The sequence below is a fragment of the Shewanella livingstonensis genome, assembly GCF_003855395.1.
GTDB lineage: Bacteria > Pseudomonadota > Gammaproteobacteria > Enterobacterales > Shewanellaceae > Shewanella > Shewanella livingstonensis.
In genome coordinates this window covers 2733502-2747881 of sequence record NZ_CP034015.1, presented here as the reverse complement: position 1 = coordinate 2747881, position 14380 = coordinate 2733502, and the positions used below count along the sequence as shown (strand labels likewise).

General features: G+C 41.1%; 12 protein-coding genes. 3 read left to right on the top strand and 9 right to left on the bottom strand.

Going from position 1 to position 14380, the window contains the following annotated elements:
* Positions 1–39: 39 nt before the first annotated feature.
* From EGC82_RS11810 to betI, 5 genes are all read right to left on the bottom strand, one after another.
* Positions 40–747 carry a TorF family putative porin gene (locus tag EGC82_RS11810; protein ID WP_124730941.1) on the bottom strand — a complete coding sequence of 236 codons (708 nt, stop codon included), beginning with the start codon at positions 745–747 and terminating at the stop codon, positions 40–42.
* Positions 748–775: 28 nt separating this feature from the next.
* Positions 776–1993 carry a BCCT family transporter gene (locus tag EGC82_RS11805; RefSeq protein ID WP_124730940.1) on the bottom strand — a complete coding sequence of 406 codons (1218 nt, stop codon included), beginning with the start codon at positions 1991–1993 and terminating at the stop codon, positions 776–778.
* Between the two features lie 237 nt (positions 1994–2230).
* A complete protein-coding gene (gene betA, locus EGC82_RS11800) occupies positions 2231–3913 on the bottom strand; it encodes a choline dehydrogenase (RefSeq protein ID WP_124732640.1) in 1683 nt (560 codons plus the stop codon).
* A 26-nt stretch (positions 3914–3939) separates the two neighbouring features.
* Complete coding sequence (betB, locus tag EGC82_RS11795) at positions 3940–5406, bottom strand: betaine-aldehyde dehydrogenase (protein ID WP_124730939.1); 1467 nt, start codon at positions 5404–5406, stop codon at positions 3940–3942.
* The gene (betI, locus tag EGC82_RS11790) at positions 5406–6002 is read right to left on the bottom strand and encodes a transcriptional regulator BetI (RefSeq protein ID WP_124730938.1); all 597 of its coding nucleotides are present in this window, start codon (positions 6000–6002) and stop codon (positions 5406–5408) included. Before betI ends, betB begins: the two co-directional genes overlap by 1 nt.
* A 676-nt stretch (positions 6003–6678) precedes the next feature.
* On the opposite strand from betI, the gene EGC82_RS11785 reads away from it, so the two are divergent.
* From EGC82_RS11785 to EGC82_RS11775, 3 genes are all read left to right on the top strand, one after another.
* Positions 6679–6885, top strand: coding sequence for a hypothetical protein (locus EGC82_RS11785; protein ID WP_124730937.1), 207 nt, complete (start codon positions 6679–6681; stop codon positions 6883–6885).
* An 874-nt stretch (positions 6886–7759) separates the two neighbouring features.
* Positions 7760–8029 carry a hypothetical protein gene (locus EGC82_RS11780; RefSeq protein ID WP_124730936.1) on the top strand — a complete coding sequence of 90 codons (270 nt, stop codon included), beginning with the start codon at positions 7760–7762 and terminating at the stop codon, positions 8027–8029.
* Between the two features lie 219 nt (positions 8030–8248).
* Positions 8249–8788, top strand: a complete 540-nt coding sequence (locus tag EGC82_RS11775; RefSeq protein ID WP_124730935.1) for a GNAT family N-acetyltransferase — start codon at positions 8249–8251, stop codon at positions 8786–8788.
* 640 nt (positions 8789–9428) lie between these two features.
* Here EGC82_RS11775 and EGC82_RS11770 read toward each other — a convergent pair.
* The 4 genes from EGC82_RS11770 to EGC82_RS11755 form a co-directional block, all read right to left on the bottom strand.
* Positions 9429–11498 (bottom strand): M13 family metallopeptidase, encoded by a 2070-nt coding sequence (locus EGC82_RS11770; RefSeq protein WP_124730934.1) that lies wholly within the window; start codon positions 11496–11498, stop codon positions 9429–9431.
* 532 nt (positions 11499–12030) lie between these two features.
* A complete protein-coding gene (locus EGC82_RS11765) occupies positions 12031–12630 on the bottom strand; it encodes a PqiC family protein (RefSeq protein WP_124730933.1) in 600 nt (199 codons plus the stop codon).
* A 4-nt stretch (positions 12631–12634) separates the two neighbouring features.
* Complete coding sequence (locus EGC82_RS11760) at positions 12635–13618, bottom strand: MlaD family protein (protein WP_124730932.1); 984 nt, start codon at positions 13616–13618, stop codon at positions 12635–12637.
* Positions 13615–14379, bottom strand: a complete 765-nt coding sequence (locus EGC82_RS11755; RefSeq protein ID WP_124730931.1) for an ABC transporter ATP-binding protein — start codon at positions 14377–14379, stop codon at positions 13615–13617. The genes EGC82_RS11760 and EGC82_RS11755 overlap by 4 nt, the downstream gene beginning before the upstream one ends.
* Position 14380 lies beyond the last annotated feature (1 nt).

Sequence of the window (14380 nt, the reverse complement as noted above, 5' to 3'; positions counted from 1 at the left end):
AGACATTATTCTGCTTAGCTACTTTATCGTGTCGACAAATTACAGACTAAAAGTACGAGATACTGATAATACTGCACGTGTATCACTTAAATCTGTATCCATGCTAGTGTCTTCAACCGCGACGTTAAAGTCAAAACCTTCCCAGCTGGTTAAGTATTCTGCACGATAATGGTTGTAAGACTTGTCACCGTCCCAGGCCCACTTATCTTCATCTTGTGATGTTGACCGATCAAAACTCACTCTAATGTCATGACCTTCTGCAATGGTAAAGGTATGTGCTGCCATCATGATGTAATGACCAGCATCAACACCAAAGTAATCCCATGAGTACCAGAAGTTTAATTCACTTTGACCAAGTGATGAGGTATAGCCAAATTTGGTATATATTTCTGGGTAATAGTACTCATCCGATGCATCATCACCATGGTATGTGTAGTAAGCGATACCCGCATCAACAGAGACGCGATCTGTTAACTCAAAATATTTACCAGCATAAAAATCAAGTTCTAACCAAGTGTCATCAGCGTTACCAAAGTCAACGTTTGACGCCCAAGCACCCACATACCAACCATCATCGGCTGCATAGTCTAGGCTTGCTTGCAATGCAGGATCATTATCTGTTTGGCTAACACCATTAAAGGTGTAATCAGAGGTTGCATTAATCGTGGTGCTTAACTCACCAGCCATCACTGTAGTAGGGAGTGCAAATAAGCTTAATAGGGCTAACTTTTTTATCGTTGTGTTCATCTTTATTCCTTGGGTTATTATTATTTATTTAGTCTAACAATTCGATTTTATTGAAATCAATTTTATTATCTTTTGGAGAGCGTTCTATATCAGCCACTTTACGTAAATGGTCTTTTAATATATAGAAAAAACAACTTAAAATGAGGAGTATAGCTAATGCGCCTACCCATTGAATTTCTAAAAATTCTAGTTTAAATAGTAAAGTTAAGCCACTTAATACCACAACATTACCGATGATATAAGGTATTTTACCAAATCGCTCAACCGTTAGGTTTAAGTTGTCAGTGTATAAGCGCACCAGAGAATCGAGTGAGTTAATAACAAACGTTATCCCAACGATTACCATAGCAAGGTTATAGAACCCAGAGGTATCAATCCCATTCGCACTATAGTAGTAAAGTACAGTGAACCAAATAGCGATTGGAATGGAAGGGAACACCATCATAGCGATTAACACTTGATAGGTTTTCATTCCACCAACAAAACGTGCAGTAAATTGACCAATCATAATACTCCATGCAAACCACCAAAATAGGTAGAATTCATGGTAATCATTTATTGGTAACACAAAATTGTGAATGCTACCAAAGTAGTCACCGATTAATGCAAACGTGGTAAAGAACTCACCAATACTTGAGTCGTCTGATAAAAATGCGCCAGACCACATAATGGCGATTAATCCTAAGAACAACCAAGTACTGCCTAAACTAAGGTAACGAACATAGCGAATACTGGTGCTTGAATACACTGCGGCGGCAATAACCATAAATACGATTAAGTAGAAGCTACTAACAATGGTTTCACCATCACCTAGTTGTGGTAAATACCACGGTAAATTAGATAACAGTAAATAAGCAGTGAAGGCACATGTACCAATAATTACGATGTTATTAATAAACTTAATTAATGGAATTTCAAAATACTTTACCCTTGGTTCAATAACACAAAAGTAGAAGCACGTTAAAAAGTAAAATGCCCAGATTAAGCAGGCCCAAAAGCCAAACTCAATCGCCAGCGGATTACTAAAGCCATATTCTGGACTGGTGGCTAAATCTGCATATCCTGCAAATTCAGTCAGCGGGAACATGATTAAGCCCACATCAAGCCCAGAAGTGAACAAAATAGCAATAAAAGTAAACTTACGTACCGGTGTGACACCAATACACTGCATATTACCCCAACGATAAATTACAAATGCGATAGCGGCAAAAGTAAATAAAATACCTATTGATAACCAGGTCGTCATTATTTAACTCCTGAATAAAGGGTGTGTGCGAACATAATGTTGGCTCCTTGTTGTATGTTTTTAATGCCATAGAACAATTTTTAAAGGCAAAATGCCCTCAAGCCTTAAGTATCGTGTTGACGATAGTTAAACCCTGATAGATTGATCTCAGCTAAATTGGTCATTTACAAAAAATGGAGGTTGACCATCAACCTGTTGCCGATGTGCATTAATGAATACACATCGGCGAATGTGATGTTATTTAACGATTCTTTTCGGTGCTTGTAAGCGTTGTGATGTTTGCCACTGCTTGGCAATGGTTACTTTTGCCAAACTTGGTGCCAGCGGCTTGTTACCTAATATGATGTCGGCAGCACGCTCGGCGACCATGATGGTCGGTGAGTTCAAATTACCATTAGGAATGGTCGGGAAAATTGACGAATCAACAACTCGTAAACCCTTAATACCATGTACCTTTGTTTCTGAATCGACAACAGCCATATCATCTTCGCCCATTTTGCACGAGCAAGAAGGGTGATAAGCACTTTCTACTGAGCTTCTTACAAAACTGTCTATTTCTTCATCAGTCTGTATGGCTAAGCCTGGCTGAATTTCTTCGCCACGGTATTCATCTAAACCCGGTTGATTAATAATTTCGCGGGTTAAGCGAACGCATGCTCTAAAGCCTTCAATATCATCTTGATGTGATAAATAATTGAACTGTATTTGTGGAGCAACTTTGGCATCATTTGACACTACAGTTACCGCACCACGGCTTTTAGGCTTATTGTGACCAATATGAACCTGGAAACCATGACCCGCAAACGCTTCTTTACCGTCATAACGCATTGCCGCGGGTAAGAAGTGGTATTGTAGATCTGGCCACTCTAAACCGGCTTTTGAACGGATAAAACCACACGATTCAAAATGGTTAGTCGCGCCTAAACCTGATTTATTTAAAATCCAGCGCGCACCAATAAATAATTTGTTTAATGGATCAATCTTGCCATTAAGCGAAATCGGCTTTAAGCACTTAAATTGGAAGTAAAACTCTAAGTGGTCTTGCAAGTTTTGGCCTACGCCCGGTAATTGATGAACTTGCTCAATACCTGCGCTAGCTAACGTACTTGCATCGCCAATACCCGACAGTTGCAAAATATGCGGTGAACCAATTGAACCTGCAGATAAAATCACTTCTTTATTGCAGTTAACATCTATTAACTCGCCTTTACGTTCGTAACGAACGCCGACAGCCGTTTTGCCTTGCATAATCACTTTATGTACAAGCGCATGAGTGACCACGGTTAAATTTAGGCGTTTCATCGCAGGGCGAAGGTACGCATTTGCCGTAGACCAACGTACACCGTTTTTAACGGTCATGTGCATTGGGCCAAAGCCTTCTTGCTGACTGGCATTGTAATCATCAGTGGCTAGGTAGCCGGCATCGACACCTGCATCAACAAAAGCTTGATATAACGGGTTTTTCATTTCATTACCGTTATTAACCGCTAATGGACCTTTATCACCGCGATAAACATTACCGCCAAAAGACCATGTTTCAGCTTTTTTAAAGTAAGGCAGACAATGAGCGTAATCCCAGTCTTTTGCACCTTGTTGCTGCCACTCGTCAAAATCACGTGCATGACCACGTACATAAACCATGCCATTGATTGATGATGAACCGCCTAACACTTTGCCACGTGGGCAATGCATACGGCGATTGTCCAAATGTGGTTCGGCCTGGGTTTCAAACTGCCATGCATACTTTTTAGTATTCATGGGAATTGAAAGGGCGGTTGGCATTTGGATAAAAATGCTCTTGTCGCTACCACCGGTTTCTAAAATTAATACTTTATTGTCTGGATTTTCCGTTAAGCGGTTGGCTAAAACACAACCTGCGCTACCGGCACCAACAATAATATAATCGTATTCATGAGACATTTGCGTAGACATTAATTGGGTCACTCCTAAAATGGGCTTTCAAGTGACTGCATACCAACGTAAACAGCTTTTATTTGGGTATAGGCTTTTAAGGTTTCACTGCCATTCTCGCGGCCAATACCTGACATCTTATAACCACCCACCGGCATTTCTGCAGGAGAGGCACCATAAGCATTTATCCAACAAATACCGGCTTGCATTTGATGAATAACCCGATGTGCACGGGTAATGTCTTGCGTAAATACACCCGCGGCTAAGCCTAGGTGAGTGCTATTGGCACGCTTAACGACTTCATCTTCATCAATAAAGGTAAAGACTGACATCACAGGGCCAAATATTTCTTCTTTCGAAATCGTCATCTCATCAGTGCAATCTGTAAATACCGTCGGCGCAACAAAGAAACCATTCGGTGCATTGTCAGGCGTTAATGCTGTTCCGCCTGTTAATAAGGTGGCACCTTCTTTTTTACCGATTTCAATGTAGTCGAGTACTTTTTGTTGATGGTCGCGTGAAATCAATGCACCAAAATTGGTGTCAGGATGCATTGGGTCGCCACAAACGATGTTTTTCTCAGTACGTTCTTGTAAACGTTGGATAAAGCGCGGATAAATATCTTGCTGCACAAATACGCGAGTACCGTTGGTACACACTTCACCTTGAGTATAAAAATTCGCTAACATTGCTGCTGATACCGCATTTTCAACATCGGCATCGTTAAAGATAATCAATGGCGACTTTCCGCCTAGCTCCATGGTCACTTCTTTTAGTGAACCCGCAGCAGCAGCCATCACTTTTTTACCGGTTCCGACTTCACCAGTAAATGACACTTTAGCGATATCTTCATTGGTGGTTAGCCATGCGCCAACGCTACCGTCACCTTGAACAACGTTAAACACGCCATCTGGTACACCCGCCTGAGTGAATATTTCAGCTAAACGCATTGCGCCACGTGGGGTTTCTTCTGAAGGTTTAAAAATCATTACGTTGCCGCAAGCAAGTGCAGGGGCTGCTTTCCAGCAAGCAATTTGTAACGGGTAGTTCCATGCGCCAATACCAGCACAAATACCTAATGGCTCGCGGCGCGTATAATAAAAGTCTGCGCCAACGGGTTGTTGATTACCTTCAATACTTGGGGCGAGGCCGGCAAAGAACTCAATAGAGTCGGCGCCAGTAACAATATCGACAACTGAGGCTTCTTGCCATGGCTTACCCGTATCCAATACTTCACCTGCAGCAAGTTCATCATTTTGCTCACGAAGTAGGGCAACGGCTTTAAGTAAAATACGGCTGCGTTCTATCGGCATCATCGCTGACCAAATAGCAAAACCGATTTTGGCACTCTCTATTGCGGCTTTTTGCACAGACTCGGTTGCCACTTCAACTAAATAACTGACATTTCCAGTAGCAGGGTTGATGACTTCAAATGTTTCACCGGTACCGTTTGGCAAGTATTTGCCATGAATATAATTTTGATAAATTACTAATGCTGACATTATTTAACTCCGTTGTGCACGATCACAGCCGTTATAAAGGCTTTAGATAAAATTTGGGCTTGTTTAAAATCTTCTATTGGGTTGGCACTCAGCGCGCTACGTAACCAAAAACCATCAATCACAGCAGCGGTTTGCTTAGCAGCATTAATCGCGGCGGTGCTGGGTAATAATTGTTTAAACGAAAAAAGCAGGTTGCTGTATAACCGCTGACTATTAATGTTTTGCAATCTTGCTAACCCAGGATCGTGCATCGCTTGGGACCAGAAGCTTAACCATGTTTTAGTCGCGGCTGTTGAACGTTGTAATTCGGTAAAGTTTGCTTCCACGATCATTGAAAGTCGATCTATTGGGGTTAATGTTTTGCCTGACGTTCTCGTCAGTAATGCTTGCTTCAATTCCTCTAACAGAAACTTCTGCGTGGCTTCAATTAACCCTTGTTTACCACCAAAATAGTGGCTAATAATTCCTGATGACATACCCGCCAATCCACTAATAGTATTAATCGTGGTGTGTTGTAACCCATGAAGCTCAACTGACTTTAATGTGGCTTCTATCAGCTGTTGTTGTCTTACGCTTTTCATTATAGGTCTTGGCATAAAAGGGGTCCGTTATCTGTATTAAGAGTTGTTAATTGAACGCTCAATTAATAAGGATACTAATGATTAGTGCTGTAACTATCAAGTTAAAATTTGATATAGATCACAAAGACATGGTCTAAAATTAAGGTGGAAATCTATTATTAAAAACTAACTATTTGTTTTTTATAGGTTAAAAGTTATTTATGTGAAGTTGATGTTTTGTTGTTAAAAATCAAAGTATTTTACATTTAATCATTACAGTTGCAGTTATTTTAGGGCTAACCATTTGTAAAAATACCATCTAATAATGGTTTCTAATTCCTATGGGCTACTCAATATTGCGCTTGTAGATAGTGTTACTTGAATGATTATTGCTCTCACTGGTGTGATAATATTACTCGCTCAATTTGTTTGGCCATGGTTTATCGTCTACAGGCATAATTTGTATAGCTGCTTGATATTGATTGACGGTAAGCTAGTTTGTCGTGGCAATCGAATCGGTCGCCGAGGCATTTATTCGCCAGGCGGAAGGCAGTGGGAGTAAGTAAATTAACGTTATGTGCTTGTACTGTGCATTTTGGCGATTGACTGGATTAAATCCCAAGCCCAAAATAATCCAACTGATTATCTAATCTATTCATTGTTAGCATGTGATTTATAGGTAATCGATAAATAGTCAATTAGAGGTAAACAGATGGGCAGCGCAGCAATGATCATGTGGAGTGTGTTATTTGGCGCCATTGGAATGGGGTATTTTGTCTATGGAAAACGTCAACGAGCAATTGTTCCCTTGTGTGTAGGAATGGCATTAATCGTGTTTCCTTATTTTGTTGCCAGTGTGACCACTTTGCTGATTATGGGAATAATCTTAGTTGCAATACCGTACTTTATCCGGCTTTAGTCACCGGCAGATATTATTGTTTATCCGATTTATCACTCAGATTCATGTATGGCTTAAGTTAGTTTGGAATATGGCCCGTGACCACTAACGTCGTGCCGCTTCACCCACACATGACCATTACACACCAGAGCAAATGGGTAAAGTGCATTGTTGTTTATGGATTAGCCTTTGCAAACCCTCAGCGTTCCGGCAACCTTTTCTGAACAGCGAAAAGATAGCGACGGAAATTACTCTAGCTTTTGGCCTCGTTTGAATCCTACTTCGGTCAATCTTGTAATAAGAAGTGATTATGTTAACGCTTCCGATGGTACATCTGATGTGAATGGATTGACGAATATCACGGATGCCAAAGAGCGACCTGTACCGCGAAAGCTAAGCTCACATCGATAGGCAGGATGCCTGAATGCCTTGTAGCGCATGGATGTGCGAGAAAGGCCATGTCAGGACTCACGCATTCTTTTGCGAAGAGTCTTCAACAACCTCTAGATCAGAGTTGAATCATACTAATTGCAAGCAAGGTATATCAGGCTCAAGGCAATAATCGATCAATAAAAAAGATTAAAAATCATCAATTCAACCTTGTAAAGTATAATAGAAACAGATAATTAGGCTAAATATTGTACTAAGCGCCACTACCGCAAAAAATAACTTCCTGCAGCATAAAACATACCGATTAATATGGATGCGGCATCGACCAAGTCCAACAAGCGATTTATACCTTGCAAACAGCGTAACGCATAAATACTAAAACGTGATATAGCAAGGAGAAATTATGAAAATCATATCCTGCAATGCTCGAATAATTAGGCGTTACTCTATTGCTTGCACTATTCTTGCGGCATAATGGCGTTAAATAATTTACAGAGTCGTTATAATGGATAAGCAGCAAGACAGTTACATGACTGAAGAAACACTAATTGAAGTAGTCGAAAATCAAATCGCCGACAGTGAACCCAAAAAGGTAAAAGAAACCTTAATGCGTTTAGTCATGACAGGTACACCGCGTGAAGAAGCTATTCAATTGATGGCTTGCGCGTTGGCTATCGAAGTTTTCGATGTCATGAAAAACGGTTCCTCTTTTAACACAATACGTTATGGCCAGAATTTGGATGCACTACCGAATATGGATTGGATGGAAGATTAATAGCAACTTATTAATTCCTGTTTTTTTTATCCCGATAAGTGACATTATCGGGTCTAAGTAAGAGGTTGGGTTTGCACCTTCGATGAGTAGTGTTGGAGCCTTTTTAGATCTCGTAATCACAAGTTTAGTTTTTATTGTGCTGATTTTGCTCTCTATTTATATAAAAGTAAGTTTACAGGTCAATGTTAACTAACTTACGAAGATTCACAGGGTTTATGAATGCTTAGATTTGAACAATGTAATGTTAAAAATTGTACTAATGAATTACTCGCCTTGGGCCAGGTCAACATGAAAATGTGGTACATTTTTGAATGGTTAGATAAGCATGAGGAATTACAAAATGGGACTCAAGCAGAAATAATTAAACTATATGTAAATGATGAATTGGTAGGGTACAGTCTTTTTGAAAACTTTGAAGCACGTGCAGACAAAGTCACTTGTTATCAAGGTGTGAACTATAAAGAGTTAGGTATTATTCATTTTGTAACAGTCATAGAGCATCGTAATAAAGGTTATGCTACGTTGTTGGCAAATGCGTTGTTTAAAAATATTATTGAGCCTATGTTGGCACGTTATAAAGATTTTCATGTTTACGTCATTGCAACTGGTCGGGCAGTCCCATTAATGGAACGGACTGATATCCCTTCAAAATACCTAATCAAGCAATTCTATTCTGATTTATCGTTTAAAGAGAAAGTAGTAAATTACCTAAGAAAACAACAACAAAATGCATTGAATGCAGTTACTTGTGAAATTTAAAATAAACAGCTAACAAGTTAATCTAAAGCATATTTATCATAACGTGGTTGACGCGTTTTTGCCTCAAAATGTGTTTGGAATATGGCCGCAGGCCATAAGTACAATAAAAAAATACTTGGATCCCCGCTCAAAAACATTACCGGGACGACATGACAGTTGGGGTGACCAGAAGACTGTTAGTAATCATCTGTTCATTTATGAGTAGAGGCCTTAGCTTATCAATGTCCTTAAACGAGTTCGATGCCTTACTTGAAAATGGATAAATTCAACTCTGAACTTGAGGCTGTTGAAGACTTTTTATAAAAGAATACGTTAGCTGGCCCTGGACGGCCGTGTATCTAAGGAAACTGCCTCAGACTTGTTTATGAAAATACAAAGCTTCTCTACGGTTAAAGCTTATCAAGAGAAAATTGTTAATCGACTTGTAGAGTGATCAAACGCTATTACCAGTAACAGATTAATCAATCCGAATGTTTGTCTAGGTCTTCAATCTCCTCTGCTATTAACCACGAGGTTGCTGATATTATTTTAGGCATTCGCACCTATAGTGATAAAAATGCCCGCCAGTTAACTGACGGGCATTTTTGTGTCGGATACTTATTCAATCAAAACACATTATTGCAGCTATTTACGTATTAAATTACCAAATACGTACGCGCTGGTCTTCTGGCAAGTACAACTTATCACCTGGTTTAACATCAAAAGCTTTGTACCAAGCATCGTGGTTACGTGGGGCAAGGGCGCGGTAACGGCCGGGTGCATGGGTGCCGGCACGTAACTGAGTTAGCATACTTTGCTCGGTACGTTTTTCTTTCCACACTTGCGCCCAGGCTAAAAAGAAACGTTGATCGCCAGTAACGCCATCTATCACCGGGGCTTCTTTACCATTCAAGCTTAATTTGTAAGCATGGTATGCCATTGATAAACCGCCTACATCGCCAATGTTTTCACCGAGACTGTTGCGTCCGTTAACAAAGTTTTCAGGGATTGGTTCATATTGGTTGTATTGCGCAGCAAGCTTATCGGCTTTAGCATCAAAAGCGGCACGATCTTCATCGGTCCACCAATTACGTTGGATGCCATTGGCGTCTGACTTAGAGCCTTGATCGTCAAAACCATGGCCCATTTCGTGACCAATTACGGCACCAATACTGCCATAGTTAACTGCGGCATCTGCGTTTGGATCAAAAAATGGCGGTTGTAAAATGGCTGCAGGGAACACAATTTCATTAAACGAGCTGTTGTAATAGGCATTGACCGTTTGCGGTGTCATACCCCAACGATTACGGTCCGTTTTTTCCAGTTCTTTCGCTACGCTGTCGGCTTGGAAGTATTTACGCAGATTTTTAATATCACCGACTAAATCATTTTTAGTCAGGCTTAAACCATCAAATTGTTGCCACACATCGGGATAACCAATTTTAGGATTAAATGCTGCTAACTTAGCATGGGCATTGACCTTAGTTTCGTCGCCCATCCAATCTAAGCCATCAATACGTTGACCTAATGCTGTGCGCAGATTCTTAACTAACTCAGCCATCTTTTGCTTAGACGACTCAGGGAAATAGCGCGACACATACACTTTACCAATAGCGAAACCTAGAGATTGGGTGCCTGACATTTCTTCTACCGCGCGTTTCCAGCGTGGACGAGGTTGCTCTTGGCCAGTGAGTTCTTTACCAAAAAAAGCAAAGTTAGTATTAAAAATGTCTTCAGACAATAACCCTGCATTATTACTAATGGTGTGGAAGGTCAGATAGTCTTGCCATACGTTTAATGGCTGTTGGTTTATTAAGCCAATCATAGCGTTAACTGGCTCCGGCTCAGATATATTGAGTTGTGGTACTTGGTAACCCGTTTGCGCAAAATATAAATCCCAGTCAAATCCTGGGTATTGTTGAGCAAGATCTTCGCGTTTAACTTGGTTTAAGGTTAAATCGCGGTCACGGCGCTTTTCGCGGGGCCATTGTGCTTGTGCTATTTTCGTTTCTAGCGCGAGAATGGCTTCAGCACGTTTTTCACCGTTATTGATACCCGCAAAAGCCAGCATTGCAGTGATATGTTCAACATAAGCTTTGCGAATATTGACAAAACGGTCACTCTCTTCCAGGTAATATGAACGGTCAGGTAAACCTAAGCCACCGGCACCCACGGTCATTTCATATTGATTGGGATCCAAACGGTTAAACCACATGCCACCCCAAATAGGGGATGATGCACCTGTAAGCCATGCTTCACCGAATACTTTGGTTAAGTCTTGTGTGGAGCTAATCGCAGCAATTTGATCTAAGGTGGCTTTAATTGGCGTGATACCTAATTTATTAATGGTGTCGGTATCCATATAGGCATGATAAAAGTCAGCAATTAATTGCTCTTCAGCAGTTAAGTCACTGCGGCTGGCGATATCGTCGATAATGGCTTTGACTTGATTTTCGCTGCGCTCAGCCAACGCATTAAACGCGCCATAACGAGTTTTGTCGGCAGGCATGACAAAGTTGTCATACCAAGTGCCACTTGAATACATAAAAAAGTCATCGCCAGGTTTTATCGCTTCATTACGTGCAGCTAAGTCTACCCCAAAAGTACCTAACTCTGCTTTAGCGGGGGCCGGAGAGGTCACGGCTGCAAGTTTAGTATTATTTGTATCAGATACGCCGCAACCACTTAATAGTGCTGTGGTTAATCCAATCGCAATTAAGGATTTATTCATTGTTATCGTGTTCCTTGGTCTATTTTTACAGAATTATTTGCCTAGCCATATTGAAAGACTGACAAAAAATGTCAATGTTCGAATTGTTAGCAAATTTAACCAACGCTGAGCTAAGCAATGAAATGAGCGCCAGAATATGCGCTGGTTTGATGTTATTTGGATGTATTGCTGATTTGAAATGCACAGATAAGGCCAGTTGATTATCATCAGCAGAATTAACCTAAACGTGGTATAAAGTGAATTAGGCTTTGTAATATTAACGCTGTCTGTGCTTAAGCCACCTAACTATGTTGGGTTAATATTTTTCTTGGGATTGGCATCAGTATTGATAGCGCTATAAGTAGTGCTATAGATAGCATTATTGTTTGAGTTTGTTTACTCAATACGCAGTAAAACAGCTTAATCGTTAGGTTTATGATTTACACAACCGCTCATACAACCGCTCATACAACAAAGTTTGCACAACATCGCTGGCGCAATAACTCTGACGTGACAACTTTGACGCGAGAATGCTGACAGTAGGCTGGAGTGTTTAATCTGAATTTTGTGGTAATGATTTTTCAATTTCCTTAGCCAACTGAGCCAATAAGTTGCTGTACGCACTGACCAACTCCGCTGCGGTCGAGCCTGCGTTAGTGACCGCGATGAAATTTTGTTTTGCCAATATTTGATTTGATGGGTTGTTTGTTAGCTCCCAGTTGGCATTGAGCCTGGTGTTAGTGCCATCTCGGTTGAGGGAAGTAACCTTGATTTTAATGCTGTACTGGGGAGTGTTGTTTGCTCTCCAAGGAAATAACACCAGATTACGACGGCGATCTCCCTGGCTTAGATTGATACTCATTACTCGGCTGATACCTTGTTCAAGCGGTTCAGCCCAATAACTATTGGCAAATCGTTGCAGGCTACCATCATCCAGTTGATACATCAGCTGCGTAAAATGTAGGTATTCGGCTACGTCAATTGGCCCGATACCAATGTCATGCTCTAACGCAGTACTGCCAGATACCGTTTGGCTGGGCATTGCCGTTAACACAAAGTATTGTTTTTCGGGAGAGCTTTGGCAGCCACTCACTAAACTCAATAGTAGTAAACCGACCCCCCAATTAATGGTCCAAATTCCATATTTTCCCATGACATTATTCTCCTAAAGGTAGGGCTTTTTTGCCGCGTATGATGGCCTCAGGTTGTTCATCTAAGGTTTCGCTCAAGCTTCGTAGCGATCGAGCAGTGCGGCGAATTTCTTCTAAGGTATTGGTTAACTCAATTAACAGTGGCGAGTTTTGGTCTACTGAATTACCCGCTTGATGAGCCAGTTGATCAATATTGGCTAATGTATCGCCAAGGGCGGCCAAACTGCGGTTGAGTGATGTCACCATTTGCGGTTCATCTTTATTTAATTGCAGCAGTAAATTATCGAGTTTAGTCAGTACTTCAACACTTTTTGTGCCTAATATTGCTTGAGTTGTGTCGATATGCAGCGCGGTGTTTCTAACTGCTGTTGCGGCGCGATCAAAATTATCCAATGCTTGTTGTATTTTGCCGCTGGCGGCAATGTCGCTAAGTTGTTGAGCTAAATTATCTACATTGGTGACTAAGCTTTTCAGGTTTAATGATTGCAAGTCTTTTGAAAGGGATTCAAAATCGGTCGCTATAGTTGGTAGTTCCAATAATGATGCTTTGTCATCATGAAACTGTGCGGTTGTGCCGGGGTAAAAATCTAACTCAACGTAGAGTTGTCCGGTGAGTAAGCTCAGGTAATTTAGTTGGGCACGTAAGCCATTCTCTATCGCGTGGGAGAAAAACTCTTCTCCTACTTGAATTCCCTTAAGATTGATACGTTTTAACAGTAAATCAGCATGAACTGAAGCGGTGACGCCTTGGCTACTGTCGTTGGGGAAATCAATGCTAATATCGCTTATTTCACCGATTATCACACCTTTTAGCTTTACTGGTGCACCCACCTGAAGCCCTTGAACTGAGTTGTTAAAATACATCACCACAGGCGCTTTTTCGGCAAAGATTCGTCCACCCGAAAAAAACAGTAGGGCAATAAACACCAAGATAATAGCGCCAAAAATAAAGGCACCAATCGCAAGGGGAAGTCGCTGGCTTTTACTCATAATGCCTCCACTTTGTCAGCACGATTGAGAAATTGTCGCACTCGAGGTTGGCTGCTGTTAAGTTTTAATTCTCTGGGATCGCCACAGTCGAGCATGGTATTGGTTTGATTATCAAGAAACACACAACGAGTACCGATGGACAATATACTGGGCAGCTCGTGCGACACGATAATCACGGTCGAGTCGAGTGCTTGGCATATTTGCACAATTAAGTGATCTAAGCGCATAGAACTAATCGGATCTAACCCAGCTGAAGGCTCATCAAAAAATAACAATTGTGGATCCAGTGCAATCGCACGCGCTAATCCTGCGCGTTTGTGCATACCACCACTTAACTCGGCTGGGTAAAACTTTTCAAATCCGGCTAAGCCAACTAATGCCAACTTATACGCCACAACTTCTGCAATTTGTCGCTCCGAAAGGTCGGTATACAGTTGCAACGGTAAAGCGACATTCTCAGCAAGTGACATACTGGAAAACAACGCTCCAGTTTGAAAGGTTATACCCCAGTCTTTGAGCATAGCCACTTGCGCCGGTTCATCAGCATCATAAAAGTTTTTACCTTGATAGAGTACTTCGCCCTTGAGCGGGTTTAGCAGTCCTACCATTGATTTAAGTAAGGTCGTTTTGCCGCAACCACTGCCGCCAATGACAAAAAAGATATCATTCTTATTAATCTCAAAGTTAAGGTGTTTTTGCACTTCGGTAGCACCATAACCGACAGACAAATCACGTACACTGATAAAGGCATCATCCACCATA